The 15,851-nt window shown below is 73.3% G+C and carries 15 protein-coding genes; 12 read left to right on the forward strand and 3 right to left on the reverse strand.

Features of this window, described 5'->3' with window-relative positions; all coding sequences use genetic code 11:
* Positions 1 to 2 precede the first annotated feature (2 nt).
* Complete coding sequence (locus tag ACIGO8_RS15610) at positions 3 to 989, reverse strand: ATP-binding protein (RefSeq protein ID WP_399729718.1); 987 nt, start codon at positions 987 to 989, stop codon at positions 3 to 5.
* 102 nt (positions 990 to 1,091) lie between these two features.
* Between ACIGO8_RS15610 and ACIGO8_RS15615 the strand changes: the two genes are divergently transcribed.
* Positions 1,092 to 1,910 carry an oxidoreductase gene (locus ACIGO8_RS15615; protein WP_399729721.1) on the forward strand — a complete coding sequence of 273 codons (819 nt, stop codon included), beginning with the start codon at positions 1,092 to 1,094 and terminating at the stop codon, positions 1,908 to 1,910.
* A 339-nt stretch (positions 1,911 to 2,249) separates the two neighbouring features.
* Here ACIGO8_RS15615 and ACIGO8_RS15620 read toward each other — a convergent pair whose 3' ends face one another.
* A complete protein-coding gene (locus tag ACIGO8_RS15620) occupies positions 2,250 to 3,119 on the reverse strand; it encodes an HAD family hydrolase (RefSeq protein WP_399729723.1) in 870 nt (289 codons plus the stop codon).
* A gap of 450 nt (positions 3,120 to 3,569) precedes the next feature.
* Here ACIGO8_RS15620 and ssd point away from each other — a divergent pair, with 450 nt between their 5' ends.
* Genes ssd through ACIGO8_RS15655 form a run of 7 tightly spaced genes read left to right on the forward strand, consistent with a single transcriptional unit; the run spans position 3,570 to position 8,510 of the window.
* Positions 3,570 to 4,682: a septum site-determining protein Ssd gene (gene ssd, locus ACIGO8_RS15625; RefSeq protein WP_399729726.1), complete on the forward strand. Its 1,113-nt coding sequence runs from the start codon at positions 3,570 to 3,572 to the stop codon at positions 4,680 to 4,682.
* Positions 4,679 to 5,830 carry a TadA family conjugal transfer-associated ATPase gene (locus ACIGO8_RS15630; RefSeq protein ID WP_399729728.1) on the forward strand — a complete coding sequence of 384 codons (1,152 nt, stop codon included), beginning with the start codon at positions 4,679 to 4,681 and terminating at the stop codon, positions 5,828 to 5,830. Before ssd ends, ACIGO8_RS15630 begins: the two co-directional genes overlap by 4 nt.
* Positions 5,827 to 6,696: a type II secretion system F family protein gene (locus tag ACIGO8_RS15635; RefSeq protein ID WP_399729731.1), complete on the forward strand. Its 870-nt coding sequence runs from the start codon at positions 5,827 to 5,829 to the stop codon at positions 6,694 to 6,696. The genes ACIGO8_RS15630 and ACIGO8_RS15635 overlap by 4 nt, the downstream gene beginning before the upstream one ends.
* 41 nt (positions 6,697 to 6,737) lie before the next feature.
* Positions 6,738 to 7,457: a type II secretion system F family protein gene (locus ACIGO8_RS15640; RefSeq protein WP_399730089.1), complete on the forward strand. Its 720-nt coding sequence runs from the start codon at positions 6,738 to 6,740 to the stop codon at positions 7,455 to 7,457.
* Positions 7,458 to 7,502: 45 nt separating this feature from the next.
* Positions 7,503 to 7,721, forward strand: a complete 219-nt coding sequence (locus ACIGO8_RS15645; RefSeq protein WP_399730092.1) for a DUF4244 domain-containing protein — start codon at positions 7,503 to 7,505, stop codon at positions 7,719 to 7,721.
* Positions 7,708 to 8,064: a TadE family type IV pilus minor pilin gene (locus ACIGO8_RS15650; protein WP_399729734.1), complete on the forward strand. Its 357-nt coding sequence runs from the start codon at positions 7,708 to 7,710 to the stop codon at positions 8,062 to 8,064. The genes ACIGO8_RS15645 and ACIGO8_RS15650 overlap by 14 nt, the downstream gene beginning before the upstream one ends.
* Positions 8,065 to 8,099: 35 nt before the next feature.
* Entirely contained in the window at positions 8,100 to 8,510 is a 411-nt protein-coding gene (locus ACIGO8_RS15655) for an Rv3654c family TadE-like protein (RefSeq protein ID WP_399729737.1), read from the forward strand.
* 202 nt (positions 8,511 to 8,712) lie between these two features.
* Here the strand turns inward: ACIGO8_RS15655 and ACIGO8_RS15660 are convergent, their stop codons facing one another.
* Positions 8,713 to 11,274 (reverse strand): DEAD/DEAH box helicase, encoded by a 2,562-nt coding sequence (locus tag ACIGO8_RS15660; protein WP_399729740.1) that lies wholly within the window; start codon positions 11,272 to 11,274, stop codon positions 8,713 to 8,715.
* A 79-nt stretch (positions 11,275 to 11,353) separates the two neighbouring features.
* On the opposite strand from ACIGO8_RS15660, the gene ACIGO8_RS15665 reads away from it, so the two are divergent.
* The 4 genes from ACIGO8_RS15665 to ACIGO8_RS15680 all read left to right on the forward strand — a co-directional run bounded on the left by ACIGO8_RS15665 (position 11,354) and on the right by ACIGO8_RS15680 (position 15,801).
* Positions 11,354 to 11,707: an STAS domain-containing protein gene (locus ACIGO8_RS15665; RefSeq protein WP_345487142.1), complete on the forward strand. Its 354-nt coding sequence runs from the start codon at positions 11,354 to 11,356 to the stop codon at positions 11,705 to 11,707.
* A 78-nt stretch (positions 11,708 to 11,785) separates the two neighbouring features.
* Positions 11,786 to 12,250, forward strand: coding sequence for an ATP-binding protein (locus ACIGO8_RS15670; protein ID WP_399729743.1), 465 nt, complete (start codon positions 11,786 to 11,788; stop codon positions 12,248 to 12,250).
* A 367-nt stretch (positions 12,251 to 12,617) separates the two neighbouring features.
* Entirely contained in the window at positions 12,618 to 14,972 is a 2,355-nt protein-coding gene (locus ACIGO8_RS15675) for a sodium-translocating pyrophosphatase (protein ID WP_399729746.1), read from the forward strand.
* Positions 14,973 to 15,162: 190 nt separating this feature from the next.
* Complete coding sequence (locus ACIGO8_RS15680; protein WP_399729748.1) at positions 15,163 to 15,801, forward strand: small secreted protein; 639 nt, start codon at positions 15,163 to 15,165, stop codon at positions 15,799 to 15,801.
* Positions 15,802 to 15,851 lie beyond the last annotated feature (50 nt).

Consider the following 15,851-nt stretch of genomic DNA (forward strand, 5'->3'; position numbering starts at 1 on the left):
TGTCACGAAGGCTGCGGCATCGCCAGGCGCTCGTCGAGGACGAAGCCGGGGTCGACCTGCGCTGCCAGGTCGGCCCCGGTCTTGGCGTTGCCCCAGCTCTCCGCGTTCCTCAGGTGGAAGTGGACCATCTGGCGTGTGTAGCGCTCCCAGTCCCGGTGCGCGTACGAGTCGTCGGCCGCGTTCCGCAGGGTCTGCAGGGCCGTGCGGTTGGTGGCCTCCAGGAGCTCGAAGCGGGGCGGGCGGCCCTTCTCCATGGCGCGGACCCAGTCGGAGTGGCCGACCGTCACCAGGAGGTCGTCGCCGACCTCGGCGCGCAGGAAGTCCACGTCGTCCGGGCCCTGCACCTTGTTGCCGACGACCTTCAGCGCGACGCCGAAGTCCCGCGCGTACTCCTTGTACTGGCGGTAGACGGACACGCCCTTGCGGGTCGGCTCGGCGACCAGGAAGGTCATGTCGAAGCGGGTGAACATGCCGGACGCGAACGAGTCGGAGCCCGCGGTCATGTCGACGACGACGTACTCGTCCGGGCCGTCCACCAGGTGGTTCAGGCACAGCTCGACCGCGCCGACCTTCGAGTGGTAGCAGGCCACGCCGAGGTCCGACTCGGTGAACGGGCCGGTGGCCATCAGCCGGACCTGGCCGTCGTCGACCGCCACCGGACGGGCGCAGGCGTCGTAGACCGGGTTGTCCTCGCGGACCCTCAGCAGCCGCGAGCCCTCCCCGGGCGGAGTCGTCTTGATCATGGTGTCCGCGGAGGCGATCCGCGGGTTGGAGCCGCGCAGGTACTCCTTGATCAGCGGCAGGTGCGCTCCCATCGCGGGCAGCGCCGCGGCCTCGTCGTCGGAGAGGCCCAACGCCGCCCCGAGGTGCTGGTTGATGTCGGCGTCGACCGCGACGACCGGAGCCCCGGCGGCGGCGAGGTGTCGGATGAAAAGCGAGGACAGCGTGGTCTTCCCACTGCCGCCCTTCCCCACGAAAGCGATCTTCATGTTCACCTAGCGTAGTGGCACGTGTGCGGCGTGTGGTCAAGGTGCGTGAAGAAGACCACTCCAAGGTGGGGCCCGGGCCCCGGACGCGTAGCCTCCCTACTTATGAGTACGCACGCCTCTGACCCCCTGGCCGCCCTCGGCTCGCTCCCGGGCGTCGCCGAATCGGTGGACTCCGTACGCAAGGCCGTCGACCGGGTCTACGGCCACCGCGTGATGCGCCGCCGCAGCAACGAGATCACCTCCGAGGCGGCGCTGCGCGGGGCGCGCGGTTCCGCCGCCCTCGCGGGTGCCGACTGGGCCCTGGAAGAGGTCCGCCGGCGTACCGACTTCAGCGCGGACCCGGAGGCGCGCACGGTCGGCGCGGCCCTGCGGCTGGGCGCGGAGTGCGGGCAGCTGCTCTCCATCTGGCGCCAGTCGCCGCTGCGGGTGCTCGCGAGGCTGCACCTGGTCGCGGAGGGCGAGCCGCGTGACTCGACGGGCCGGCCGCGGCAGGCGGGCGAGACCGTCGACGAGCCTCTGATCGAGGCGCCGCTGCCGGATCCGGCGGAGGTCGCGGGCCGGCTCGACGGACTCGCGGAGCTGATCATCGCGGGCGGCGAGGCACCGGCCCTGGTCACGGCCGCCGTCGTGCACGGCGAGCTGCTCGCGCTGCGGCCCTTCACCTCGCGCAACGGCCTGGTCGCGCGGGCCGCGGAGCGGATCGTGCTGGTCGGCAGCGGCCTCGACCCCAAGGCGATCTGCCCGGCCGAGGTCGGCCACGCGGAGCTGGGGCGCGCGGCCTACCTGGCCGCCTTCGACGGATACCTCTCCGGCACGCCGGAGGGCATGGCCGCCTGGATCGCGCACTGCGGGCGCGCGGTGGAGCTCGGTGTCCGTGAGTCGACGGCCGTCTGTGAGGCGCTCCAGCGCGGCGCGGCCTGAGCCCAGCGCCTCGGAGGCCTTCGCCGCTCTCGGGCGGAGGGCCCTGACATGGGTTGCGGCGGTACCAGACTTCGGTACCGCCGCTGGCACGTCTACCCAGTTACCAAGCGTCCTCGATATGTGCCCATCAGGCGGGGAACTTTGCCCGTCGCCTGGTGCGGCTGGCCCTTAATCGAAGGGTCGACGTCGCGTGGGTGCCAGGTTTCTGTGCTTAGGTCCGTGGGGCCTTCTTGCTCAACAGGTGATCCTCTCGGATGTCCCAGGTCTCGCGGGCCTGATTCCTTTCTACTCCTGTCCCGATCGAAGCGAAAGTGCTGACTCCGCTTCTTTGCTTTCGTCTCAAATCCGGGCAAAGGCATCGGCAAGAGCGTCTCGGGACTGCGCGGCCTGCCGTCGTCGGCTGGCGTACCAGACGAGTCCGGCGGTCGCGGCCGCCGCTCCCACGGCCGCCGCGGCGACGAGTGCCGGACGCGGCGGCATACGGAATTCCGGCAGCCGCTGCTTGAGCCGGACCGGCTTCTCGAAGGCCAGGACCGGCCAGTCCCGGGCGACCGCCTCGCGGCGCAGCGCCCGGTCGGGGTTCACCGCGTACGGGTGGCCCACGGCCTCCAGCATCGGCAGGTCCGTGGCGGAGTCGCTGTACGCGTAGCAGCGGGACAGGTCGTATCCCTCGGACTCCGCCAGCTCGCGGACCGCCTCGGCCTTGGTCGGTCCGTACGCGTAGTACTCCACCTCGCCGGTGAAGCAGCCGTCCTCGCCGACCACCATGCGGGTGGCGACCACCCGGTCGGCGCCGAGCATCTCGCCGATGGGCTCCACCACCTCGGCCCCGGAGGTGGAGACGATCACGACATCGCGGCCGGCGGCGTGGTGGTCCTCGATGAGCGAGGCCGCCTCGTCGTAGATCAGCGGGTCGATCAGATCGTGCAGGGTCTCCGCGACGAGTTCCTTGACCTGCGCGACGTTCCAGCCTTTGCAGAGCGCGGAAAGATATTCGCGCATCCGCTCCATCTGGTCGTGATCGGCTCCGCCCACCAGGTACACGAACTGGATGTACGCCGTCCGCAGTGCGGCACGGCGACTGATCAGTCCGCCCCGGTAGAAGGACTTGCTGAAGGTCAGCGTCGAGGACTTCGCAATGACCGTCTTGTCCAGGTCAAAGAAGGCGGCTGAGCGCGGCATCGAGTGGTTTTCCACGAGCCCGAGCATAGGTGCCCGCCATTCGGCGTACGCTGGGGCGCGTGGGTTTGCCTGAGAAGGCTCTCGGGTACACCATGGAAGTCACGGATCGTTCGCGACCGTGCTAACCCGGACCGGCTCCTCCCCCCCCGAGTCGGCCGGAGAGACGACCCCCGCTCTCCCCCCCGGCGGGGGTCGTCGCATGTCCGGACCCGTTTTGGTCCGCGGTTGCACCATCTCCGCCTCTCCTCTCCGCCCGCGCACGGGCGTCGCACGGGCGGCCGCGCGCCACCCGTTTCGTCACTCAGCGTAGTCGACAGGCTGCTCTCCGGGCAGTACCTGATTGGGTGGCGAAGTTATTCACAGGCGCCGGGTTATCCACAGTTTTTCACCAAGATCCACAAGATTTCCGAGACGGCTGCACGGTGATTCCGGTCGCGAAGTTCGCGGCCCGCAGGAATCACGTGAGGGGTGTGTGCCGTGGAAGGACCGAAGGCTTCCGGAACGCCGGTGCGAGGCGGAACGGCGGAAGGAGCGCGGCCGGCCCGGCCGCTGATCGTCACCGAGGATCTCGTGCTCCTCGACGACCTGCTGCGGCTGTGCGCCGCCGCGGGCGCCGAGCCCGAGGTGCACCACACCGTGCCCGAACGGCGGGCGGCCTGGAGCGATCCGCCGCTCGTCCTCGTCGGCGACGACGCGGCGGCCCGCTGCCGCGTCGCCGTCCGCAGGCCCGGCGTGCTGCTGGTCGGCCGGGAGCCCGACGATCCCGGCGTGTGGCGGCGCGCCGTCGAAACCGGAGCGGAAGAGGTCCTGGTCCTGCCCGCCGCCGAGAGCCGGCTCGTCGACCTGATCGCCGACGCGGTCGAAGGCCGCCGAGGACAGGCGCTGACCGTCGGCGTCATCGGCGGGCGCGGCGGAGCCGGCGCCTCCACCCTCGCCTGCGCGCTCGCGCTCGCCGCCGCCCGCGCCGGCCGGCGCACCCTCCTCGTCGACGGCGACCCGCTCGGCGGCGGACTCGACGTACTGCTCGGCGGCGAGCGCGCCGAAGGCCGCCGCTGGCCCGACTTCGCCACGTCGAAGGGACGAGTGGCCGGCGCGGCGCTGGAGGAGTCGCTGCCCTCGGTGCGAGGCCTCCGCGTGCTCAGCTGGGACCGCGGCGATCCCGTCCTCGTGCCGCCCGAGGCGATGCGTTCGGTCCTCGCCGCCGCCCGCCGGCGCGACGGTGTCGTCGTGGTCGACCTGCCGCGGCGGCTCGACGACACGGTTGCCGAGGCCCTCGCCCAGCTCGACCTCGGGCTGCTGCTCGTTCCCGGCGAGCTGCGGGCCGTCGCCGCCGCCCACCGGGTGGCCGGCGCGGTCGGCACGGTGCTGCGCGACCTGCGCACCGTCGTGCGCGGGCCGTACGCGCCCGGACTCGACGAACGGTGGATCGCCGACGCCCTGCGGCTGCCACTCGTCGGCGAACTCCCTTACGACCCCGGGATGTCGGACAGCGGAGACGGCGGACCGCCGGGTGCCGACGCCCGCGGCGCACTGGCCCGGTTCTGCACCGCCTTCTGGGAGCGCGTGCTCGTCCCGGAGCGTGCGGCATGAGCGGGGCGGGACTGCTCGAAGCCGTCCGCCAGCGGCTCGCCGAGAGCGGGGCCGAGCCGACTCCGGCCCGGGTCGCGGCGGCGCTGCGGGCCCAGGGCCGGCTGCTGGGCGACACCGAAGTCCTCGGTGCGGCCGAGGAGTTGCGCTGCGAACTGATCGGCACCGGCCCGCTGGAACCACTGCTCGCCGACCCACTCGTCACCGACGTCCTCGTCTCGTCACCCGACCGGGTCTGGGTGGACCGCGGCGCCGGTCTCGAAGCGACCGGCGTCACCTTCCCGGACGCGGCAGCGGTACGGAGGCTGGCACAGCGCCTCGCGGCCGTGGCGGGACGCCGGCTCGACGACGCCCGGCCCTGGGTGGACGCCCGGCTGCCGGACGGCACCCGGATGCACGCCGTGCTCCCGCCGGTCGCCGTCGGATCGACCTGCCTCTCGCTGCGGGTGGTCCGGCCCAGGGCCTTCTCCGTGGGCGAACTGGCCGAAGCCGGCACCGTCCCGCCGGGCGGCGAGCCGGTGCTGCGGGCGCTCGTCGAGGCCCGTGTGTCGTTCCTCGTCAGCGGCGGCACCGGATCGGGCAAGACGACCCTGCTGAGCACCCTTCTCGGACTCGTGGGCCCGCGGGAGCGGATCGTGATCGCCGAGGACTCGGCCGAACTGCGCCCCGACCACCCGCATGTGGTGCGCCTGGAGGCACGCCCGCCCAACCAGGAGGGCGCCGGGCTCGTGACCCTGCGGGATCTGGTGCGGCAGGCGCTGCGGATGCGGCCGGACCGTCTTGTCGTCGGCGAGGTGCGCGGGCCCGAGGCCGTCGACCTGCTGGCCGCCCTTAATACGGGCCACGAAGGAGGCTGCGGCACCGTCCATGCCAACACCGCGGCGGACGTGCCCGCCCGGCTGGAGGCGCTGGGGACGGCGGCGGGGCTCGACCGGGCCGCCCTGCACAGCCAGTTGGGCGCCGGACTCTCGGCGGTGCTGCACCTGGTGCGGGACCGGTCGGGGCGCCGGCGGATCGCCGAGGTGCACGTCCTCGAACGGGACCGGGACGGGCTCGTGGTGACCGTGCCCGCGCTGCGCTGGACGGCGGACGAGTTCGAAAGGGAGCGGGGCTGGGAGCGGCTGAGGTCGCTGATCGGAGGAGAGCGGTGACGGCGACGACGGTGGCGGCCGGCCTTCCCGCGCAGGGCGCGGCGGCCCTGTGCGCGGTGCTGGCGCTGTGGTGGACGGCCGATCGGCAAAGGACGATCCGCCGGGCGCGGTCCGTCCTGGCGCTGCCGGCCGGCCCGGGGGTGCTTCGTCCGGCGGCGGCCGGGCGCTGGTGGGCGTCGGTGCGCGGAAAGCGCGAATGGCTCTGTCTGCCGGTGTCGGCGGTGTTCGCGCTCTGGGGCGCCTCTCCGCTGCCCCTGCTCGCCGGTGCGCTTGCCGTGCCGTTGGTCGGGCGCAGACTGCGGGCGGCCCGGGCGCGCAAGGAGCGGGAGGCGCGCGCCGACGGAGTGGTGGCCTTGTGCGGGACGGTGGCGGGAGAGCTGAGAGCCGGGTGGCAGCCCGCGCAGGCGCTGGCGTTCGCGGCCCGCACGACGGGCGCGCTCGGCGACCGGGAGGCCGCGGTCGTCGCGGCTGCCCGCTTCGGGGGCGACGTGCCCGAGGCGCTGCGCCGGGCGGCCCGCCAGGACGGAGCGGACGGCCTGGCCGGGATGGCCGCCTGCTGGCAGGTGGCCGTCGACGGCGGGGCGGGTCTGGCCGCCGGCCTCGACCGGCTGGAGGCCGCGCTGCGGTCCCAGCAGGAGCAGCGGGAGCGGCTGCGGGCCCAACTGGCCGGAGCCTGGGCGACGGTCGCCGTCCTCGCCGTCCTGCCGTTGGCCGGGCTCGGGCTGGGCGCGGCGCTCGGCGCCCGCCCGCTGTGGGTGCTGCTCCACACGCCCGCAGGACTGGGGTGCCTGGTGGCCGGCGGCGTGCTGGAGGCCCTGGGACTGTGGTGGGCGGCCCGGATCGTCCGGGGCGGTGAGCGGCCGTGACGACGCTGCTCGCGGTGCTGTGCGCCCTCGCGGCCGCGATCATGACGGTGGCCGACCGGCGCCGCAGAGGTCGGGAGCGGCGGCGGGTCGGCGAACTGCTCGGTCCGCAGCCGGCGACGTCCGCGAGGCGACGCGCGCCGGTGGTGATTCCGGCCCGGCTGCGTGCCTGGAGCGTGCCGGGCGCGGCAGGACTCGCCGGATACGTGCTGCTCGGCGGGTTCCTCGGCCTCCTCGCGGGGGCCGGAGCCGCCTGGGCGCTCCGACGGTGGCAGGCGCGCCGGACCCCGAACACGGGCCCGGGTGGCGGGAGCGAGGGCGAGACGGCGCGTCAGCTGCCGCTCGCGGCGGATCTGCTGGCCGCCTGCGCCTCGGCCGGGGCCGGGCCGGAGGAGTCGGCCGAGGCGGTCGGGCGGTCCCTGGGCGGGCCGGTCGGGGAGCGGCTGATCCGTACGGCCGCGGAACTGCGGCTCGGCGGCGAACCGGCCGAGGTGTGGCGGAGGTTCGGCGCGATACCCGGAGCGGCCGCGCTGGCCCGCTGCCTGGAACGGGCCGCCTCCTCGGGAGCACCGGCGGCCGAGGCCGTGGCCCGTCACGCCGAGGCCCTGCGGGCGGCCCGCGCCCGTGAGGCGTCGGCCCGGGCACAGCGCGCGCAGGTGCTGATCACCGCCCCGGTCGGGCTGTGCTTCCTGCCGGCCTTCCTGGCGGTGGGCGTGGCGCCGGTGGTGATCGGTCTGGCGAGCGGACTGCTCGGCGGCCGGTGAGCGGTGAACGAAGACAAGAGCGAACGACACAAGGAAGGTTCGGAGATGACGGTGGCGAGGAAGGCCGCGGTCCGCGTGCGCGGATGGTGGCGGGTTCGGAGGGCTGCGGCCCGGAGGGACACCGGAATGAGCACGACGGAGTACGCCATGGGCACGATCGCGGCGGCGGCCTTTGCGGCCGTGCTCTACAAGGTCCTCACGAGCGGCACGGTGAGCAAGGCGCTGGAGTCGGTGATCGGGAAGGCCCTCGATGCGCCGTTCTGACCGGGGTTCGGTCACCGCGGAGACGGCGGTCGCGCTGCCGGCCCTGGTCCTGTTCACGGCGGCCCTGCTGTGGGGGCTGGCCGCGGCCGCCGCACAGATCCGGTGCGTGGACGCGGCCAGGGCCGGGGCTCGGGTGGTGGCCCGGTCCGAGCCGGTCCCGGCGGCCGAGGCCGCGGCCAGGGCCGCCGCACCGGAGGGCAGCAGGGTCACCGTGGTCCGGGAGGGCGAGCTGTGGCGGGTGACCGTGGAGGCGACGGCGCCCGGCCCCGGCGGCCTGGGACTCACGCTGCGGGCCGGGGCGGCGGCGCTCGCCGAGGACACGGTCGGGGAGGTGACGCCGTGAGGCGCCGCCGGACGGCCGATCGAGGAGCGGCGACGGTGTGGACCGCGGTCGCGGCGTGCGCCCTGTGCGTGGTGTTCGGCGCCGTGCTCGCGCTCGGCCAGGCGGTGACCGCGCGGCATCGCGCCGGCGCCGCCGCGGACCTCGCCGCCCTCGCGGCGGCCGACCGTGCCCTGTGGGGCGAGCCGGACGCCTGCGCGGCCGCGGCCCGGGTCGCCGCCGCCCAGGGCGCGACCCTGGTCGGCTGCCGGGTCCGTCAGGACATCGCGGACGTCACCGCCCGCGCCACCGCCGGCCCCTGGGCCCCTGAATCCCGCTCCCGCGCCGGCCCGCCCACTCCGGACGGCCTCCCGGGCCTCCAAACCTCGGCAGGCCCGCCGGCCGCTCCGGACGGCCTCCCGGGCCTCCCGGGCCCCCAGGGCCTCCAGGCCCCGGCAGGTTGGCCGTGACCCGTACAGCGCCGTCCGGCGCGCCGGCCGCTCCGGACGGCCTCCCGGGCCTCCCGGCCTCGGCGGGCTGGCCGTGACCCGTACACCGCCGTCCCGGCAGGCACGTACGCCGGCCGCTCCTGGCGACCTCCCAGGCCCAGGTCACCCAGGCCTCCCGGCCCCGGCGGGCTCGCCGTGACCACGTACCGGCCCGCCCTGCGGCTCAGTGGTCGGGGCCCGCCTCCTGCCCGGAGCTTCGCCCCGGGCGCCCCGGACGGGCCTTTCCGGACCCGGAGCCGCCCTCCGTCACCGCGTTCTCCTCCTCGGGCTTGTCGTCCTCGGGGGCTGCGCGGAGGAGTTCCGTGAGGAGGCGGACGGCGCCGCGCTTGTGGAGCGGGTCGTTGCCGTTGCCGCACTTGGGGGACTGGATGCAGGAGGGGCAGCCCGCGTCGCACTCGCAGGAGGCGATCGCCTCGCGGGTGGCGGAGAGCCAGGCGCGCGCGGTGTGGAAGGCGCGCTCGGCGAAGCCGGCGCCGCCGGGGTGGCCGTCGTAGACGAAGACGGTCGGGAGCAGCGTGTCGGGGTGCAGGGGGACGGAGACGCCGCCGATGTCCCAGCGGTCGCAGGTGGCGAACAGCGGCAGCATGCCGATGGAGGCGTGTTCGGCGGCGTGCAGGGCGCCGCCGAGGATCTCCGGGTGGATCCGGGCGGCGTCGAGCTGGTCCTCGGTGACCGTCCACCACACGGCCCGGGTGCGCAGCGTGCGGGGCGGCAGGTCGAGCTTGGTCTCGCCGAGCACCTCGCCCGTGATCAGCCGGCGGCGGAGGAAGGAGACGACCTGGTTGGTGACCTCGACGGAGCCGTAGCAGAGGCGGCCGGCTCCCCAGGGGATCTCGGTGTCGGTGGACAGGACGGAGATGGAGGTGGTGTCGCGGGCGGTGGTGGAGTAGGGCGGGTTCGCCTCCTCGACGAGGGCCACCGAGTCCTTCAGGTCGAGCTCGCGGACCAGATAGGTGCGGCCCTGGTGGAGGTGGACGGCGCCCTCGTGGACGGAGGCGTGGGAGGCGGCCTCGTCGACCGTGCCGAGCAGCCGGCCGGTGCCGGCCTCGACGATGCGCACGGGGCTGCCGCCGCCGCCCCGGATGTCGGTCAGGTCGGCGGCCCGCTCCCTGCGGGTCCAGTACCAGCCGGTGGAGCGGCGGCGCAGCAGGCCGGCGGACTCCAGCTGGGGCAGCAGTTCCGGCACGGCCGGGCCGAAGAGCCTCAGGTCGGACTCGGTCAGCGGCAGCTCCGCGGCGGCGGCGCACAGATGGGGGGCGAGGACGTAGGGATTGTCGGGATCCAGGACGGTCGACTCGACGGGCTGCCGGAAGATCGCCTCCGGGTGGTGGACCAGGAAGGTGTCCAGCGGGTCGTCCCGGGCGACCAGCACCGCGAGCGCGCCCTCGCCGGAGCGGCCGGCGCGGCCCGCCTGCTGCCACAGGGAGGCGCGGGTGCCCGGATAGCCGGCGATCACCACGGCGTCGAGGCCCGAGACGTCCACGCCGAGCTCCAGGGCGGTCGTCGCGGCCAGGCCGAGGAGTTCGCCGGAGTGCAGGGCCCGCTCCAGGGCGCGGCGCTCCTCGGGCAGGTAGCCGCCCCGGTAGGCGGCGACCCGGCGGGCCAGGGAGCGGTCGACCTCGGCCAGGCGTTCCTGGGCGATCACCGAGATCAGCTCGGCGCCGCGCCGGGAGCGCACGAAGGCGACCGAGCGGACGCCCTGGACCGTCAGGTCGGTCAGCAGGTCGGCCGTCTCGGCGGTGGCTGTGCGGCGCACCGGGGCGCCCTGCTCGCCGTGGAGTTCGGTCAGCGGCGGCTCCCACAGGGCGAAGACCAGTTCGCCGCGCGGGGAGGCGTCGTCGGAGACCTCGGTGACGGGCAGGCCGGTCAGCCGGCCGGCGGCGAGGGCCGGCGAGGCGGAGGTGGCCGAGGCGAGCAGGAACACCGGCTCGGAGCCGTAGCGGGCGCAGACCCGCCGCAGCCGCCGCAGCACCTGGGCGACGTGGGAGCCGAACACGCCGCGGTAGGTGTGGCACTCGTCGATGACGACGTAGCGCAGCGAGCGAAGGAAGGAGGACCAGCGTGGATGGGAGGGAAGTATGCCCCTGTGCAGCATGTCGGGATTGGTGAGCACGTAGTTCGCGTACTGGCGGACCCACTCGCGCTCCTCGACCGGCGTGTCGCCGTCGTAGACGGCGGCCCGCATCCGGTTGCCGAGCGGGGCGGCCAGCTCGCGCACGGCGCGCCGCTGGTCGGCGGCGAGCGCCTTGGTGGGGGCCAGGTACAGGGCGGTGGCGCCGCGCCCGTTCGCGGCCTCGGCGCCGTCGAGGAGGGTGGACAGGACGGGCGTGAGATAGGCGAGCGACTTGCCCGAGGCCGTTCCCGTGGCGATCACCACCGACGTGCCGTCCAGGGCGTGCTCGGCGGCTTCCGCCTGGTGGGCCCAGGGATGCTCGATCCCGGCCTGCTGGATGGCGTCGATCACTTCCGCGCGGATGCGGTGCGGCCAGACGGCATGCCGACCCGCACGGGCGGGCAGATGCTCCGTATGAGTGATGCGCGAGGCCCGGCTCTCGCCTCGGGAGAGCCGGTCAAGGACCTCGCCGGGAGAGGGGCGCATGCCCGTGTCTCCGGTGGGTCGGCTGGGGCGGTGATTCTTTGCCATCGGCACCGAGTGTGTCACCGGCGTGACGGACAATGCCTCCAAGGCGTCGTGCATCGCTGCCGGTAAGTGATTGAATGCCATCGCGGCCGGCGATCCGTCCCGTGGCTCCGCACGGGAGTCCCGAGGGACGGCCGCTCGATAGCTAGGTGCTGGAGGACCCGTGGACCTGTCTCTGTCGACTCGCACTGTGCCCGGCCCCAACGGCGACCGTACGGTCGTCGAGGTCGGTGGCGAGATTGATGTGTATACCGCGCCCAAGCTGCGCGAGCAGTTGGTCGAGTTGGTGAACGACGGCAGCTACCACCTGGTTGTCGACATGGAAGGCGTGGACTTCCTCGACTCGACCGGCCTCGGCGTGCTGGTGGGCGGACTGAAGCGCGTTCGCGCGCACGAAGGATCGCTGCGTCTGGTCTGCAACCAGGAGCGCATCCTGAAGATCTTCCGGATCACCGGACTGACCAAGGTGTTCCCGATCCACACCTCGGTCGACGAGGCGATCAACGCCGCCGACTGAGGCCACGCCCAGCCGACGCCGCGCCGTCGTCGCGGCGTCGTCGCTCCGTGCAGCCGCCGACCGTCCCAGGGGGATCGCATGGCCACCGTTGAACTCCTCTTCAGCGCCCAGCCCGAGCACGTCCGCACGGCCCGCCTGGTGGCGGCCGCTGTGGCCCGCCGGGCCGGGGTCGACGAGGCGGTCCTCGACGAGGTCCGGCTGGCCGTCGGCGAGGCCTGTTCCCGCGCGGTCGGGCTGCACCGCAGCAACGGCGTCACCACTCCCGTCCGGGTCGTGCTGATCGAGGAGGAGAAGAGCTTCTCCATCGCGGTCGGCGACGAGGTGCCGGGCGCGGGCGTGGCGGCGGCCGACGCCGTCGGCGTGCCCGGCGAGCGCGACGCGGCCCCGGCCCCGGCCGAGGACTTCGACGACGCCGGCGGCGAGGACGAGATGGGGCTCGCGGTGATCCGCGGGCTCGTCGACGACGTCGAGGTGAGCGCAGGCGAGGACGGCGGCACCATCAGGATGAGCTGGCCGGCCAACCCGGACGCCGCGCTCGCCTGACGCCCCGCGCGGGTCCGAGCGACCGCGGCACCCGAGCCACGTAGCGACCGCGGGACGGACCGCGCCGCGCCGTACGTGGCCCGTGGTCCCACGCCCCGACCCCGCCCCACGCCGTAGATCCCGAAAAAGAGGCCCTGCATCCGCAGGGCCTCTTTTTCATGTCCCGACGACTTCCGGACGCCGCTCGACCGCACCTTCGGCCGGACCTCGATCGGACCTCGATCGGACGCGAATGCTTTGGGGCCATTACCGCATTCGGCGGTACTTGTGAGGTATTCGGGAATTCCTCATGCCGCGACCTGTTTTGATCAGTTATCCGTCCTTACAATCCGGCTTGTCTTGACCACGCGACGTCAAGGAGGACGGAATGGCGGGTCTTGCAGCCGCGGTGCTCACTCAGGAGAACCGCGTGATCGTGGTCGTCGTCGCGGCCGTCGCGCTCGCGGCGCTGGTCGTGGCCCAGCTCCTCGTACGCCAGGTCCTGGCGGCAGGAGAGGGCACCGACGCCATGAAGAGGATCGCGGCAGCCGTGCAGGAGGGCGCGAACGCGTATCTCGCCCGGCAGCTGCGCACTCTCGGAATTTTCGCGATCGTCGTGTTCTTCCTGCTGTTCCTGCTGCCGGCCGACACCTGGTCGCAGCGGGCCGGACGTTCACTGTTCTTCCTGGTGGGCGCGCTTTTCTCGGCGGTCACCGGATACATCGGCATGCGGCTCGCGGTGCGCGCGAACGTACGCGTCGCCGCGGCGGCCCGGGAGGCCACGCCCGCGGAGGGCGAGCCGGCGAAGGACCTGACGGATGTCTCCCACCGGGCGATGAAGATCGCGTTTCGTACGGGTGGCGTCGTCGGGATGTTCACCGTCGGCCTTGGCCTGCTCGGCGCGTCCTGCGTCGTGCTCGTCTACGCCGCCGACGCGCCCAAGGTGCTGGAGGGCTTCGGCCTCGGCGCCGCCCTCATCGCGATGTTCATGAGGGTCGGCGGCGGCATCTTCACCAAGGCCGCCGACGTCGGCGCCGACCTGGTCGGCAAGGTCGAGCAGGGCATCCCCGAGGACGACCCGCGCAACGCCGCCACCATCGCCGACAACGTGGGCGACAACGTCGGCGACTGCGCCGGCATGGCCGCCGACCTCTTCGAGTCGTACGCCGTGACGCTCGTCGCCGCGCTCATCCTCGGCAAGGCGGCCTTCGGCGACCTCGGCCTCGCCTTCCCTCTGATCGTGCCGGCGATCGGCGTGGTCACCGCGATGATCGGGATCTTCGCGGTCGCCCCGCGGCGCGCCGACCGCAGCGGGATGACCGCCATCAACCGCGGTTTCTTCCTCTCCGCGCTGATCTCGCTCGCCCTGGTCGCCGTCGCCGTCTTCGCCTACCTCCCGTCCTCCTACGCCGACCTCAAGGGCGTCACCGAGCCCGGCATCCCCACCCACAGCGGCGACCCGCGGATCCTCGCCCTGGTCGCCGTCGCCATCGGCATCGTGCTCGCCGCCCTGATCCAGCAGCTCACCGGCTACTTCACCGAGACCGGCCGGCGCCCCGTCCGGGACATCGGCAAGTCCTCGCTGACCGGTCCCGCCACCGTCGTCCTCGCCGGCATCTCCATCGGCCTGGAGTCCGCCGTCTACACGGCGCTGCTGATCGGCCTCGCCGTCTACGGCGCGTTCCTGCTGGGCGGCGCCTCGATCATGCTGGCGCTGTTCGCGGTCGCCCTCGCCGGCACCGGTCTGCTCACCACGGTCGGCGTGATCGTCGCCATGGACACCTTCGGGCCGGTCTCGGACAACGCGCAGGGCATCGCCGAGATGTCCGGCGACGTCGAGGGCGCCGGCGCGCAGGTCCTCACCGACCTCGACGCGGTCGGCAACACCACCAAGGCGATCACCAAGGGCATCGCGATCGCCACGGCCGTCCTGGCCGCCTCCGCCCTCTTCGGCTCCTACCGGGACGCCATCGCGACCGCCGTCGCCGACGTCGGGGCGAAGGCGACCGAGACGAATCTGTCCATGAACATCTCCCAGCCCAACAACCTGTTCGGGATGGTGCTCGGCGCCGCGGTGGTGTTCCTGTTCTCCGGGCTCGCGATCAACGCCGTCTCCCGGTCGGCCGGTGCGGTGGTCTACGAGGTGCGGCGGCAGTTCCGCGAGCATCCCGGGATCATGGACTACAGCGAGACGCCCGAGTACGGACGGGTCGTCGACATCTGCACCAAGGACGCGCTGCGCGAACTCGCCACGCCCGGGCTGCTCGCCGTGATGGCCCCGATCGCGGTCGGCTTCACGCTCGGTGTCGGCGCTCTCGGCTCGTATCTCGCGGGCGCCATCGGTACCGGTGCGCTGATGGCCGTCTTCCTCGCCAACTCGGGCGGTGCATGGGACAACGCGAAGAAGCTGGTCGAGGACGGGCACCACGGCGGCAAGGGCAGCGACGCCCACGCCGCGACCGTGATCGGCGACACCGTCGGCGACCCGTTCAAGGACACCGCGGGCCCGGCGATCAACCCGCTCCTGAAGGTGATGAACCTGGTGGCGCTGCTGATCGCGCCGGCGGTCGTGCAGTTCAGTTACGGGGACGACGCGAGCCCCTGGCTGCGGGCGCTGGTCGCGGTCGTGGCGATCGTCGTGATCGTGGCGGCGGTGCGCGTCTCGAAGCGGCGGTCGGTGGCCGTCGGCGAGGGTTCGGCGGAGCGAAACGGTTCCTCGGCGGACGCGACGGCCACGCACTAGGTGTGTGAAGCGACAGCCTTGTTGAGGTCGCGTCAAAAAGGGGGCGGGCGGCACGTTCTGACGTGACGTCCGCCCCTGTCTGCTTGGGTCAAACGGCTGCAATATCGGATGAATCGGTCGCACGATCGGTGGATGATGCGCGTGCGGCGTGTATGTTCCGGGGCCGAGAGCCTTGGAAGGGACCGATCCGGTGAACAAGAAGCTTGCGGCCGCGCTGTCTGGCGGCGCGGTGATGGTGCTCGTGCTGTCCGGTTGCAGCGACGACGAGGGCGACAAGGTGAACGACTGGGCCAAGACGTTCTGCGACCAGGCGCAGCCACAGATCCAGAAGCGGGCCAACGCGAACCAGCTGATCATCTCCACGGCCGCCGACAGCAAGCCGGCCACGATCCAGGCCGCCGACTCGAAGGCCTTCCAGGACATCGCCGCCGCCGACCGGGCCCTCGCCAAGGCCGTCGAGAGCGCCGGGGCGCCGCCCGTCGACAACGGCGAGAAGGTCCAGCAGGACGCCATCAAGGAGCTCAACGCCACGGCCGTGGCCTACGACGGGCTGAAGAAGCAGGTCGACGCGCTCGACACGTCGAACCAGCAGAAGTTCGCCGACGGCCTCAAGGTCGTCTCCGACAACCTGGCGAAGATCCAGAACATGGACCAGGACGCCGTGGCCAAGCTCCAGGCCGGCGAGCTCGGACAGGCCATGGCCAAACAGCCGGGCTGCCAGACGCCGAAGGGCTCCGTGCCGCCGAGCGGCTCTCCCAAGGCCGGCGCACCGGCGACCACCCCGGCGACCTCGCCCTCCGCCAAGCCCTCCGCCTCCGCCAAGCCTTAGGCCTCCGTCAAGGCTTAGGCCTCCGCCAAGCCTTGGCCGTCGGTCGCGGC

The sequence above is a fragment of the Streptomyces sp. NPDC053493 genome (assembly GCF_044544825.1).
In the GTDB taxonomy this organism is placed as follows: Bacteria; Actinomycetota; Actinomycetes; order Streptomycetales; family Streptomycetaceae; genus Streptomyces.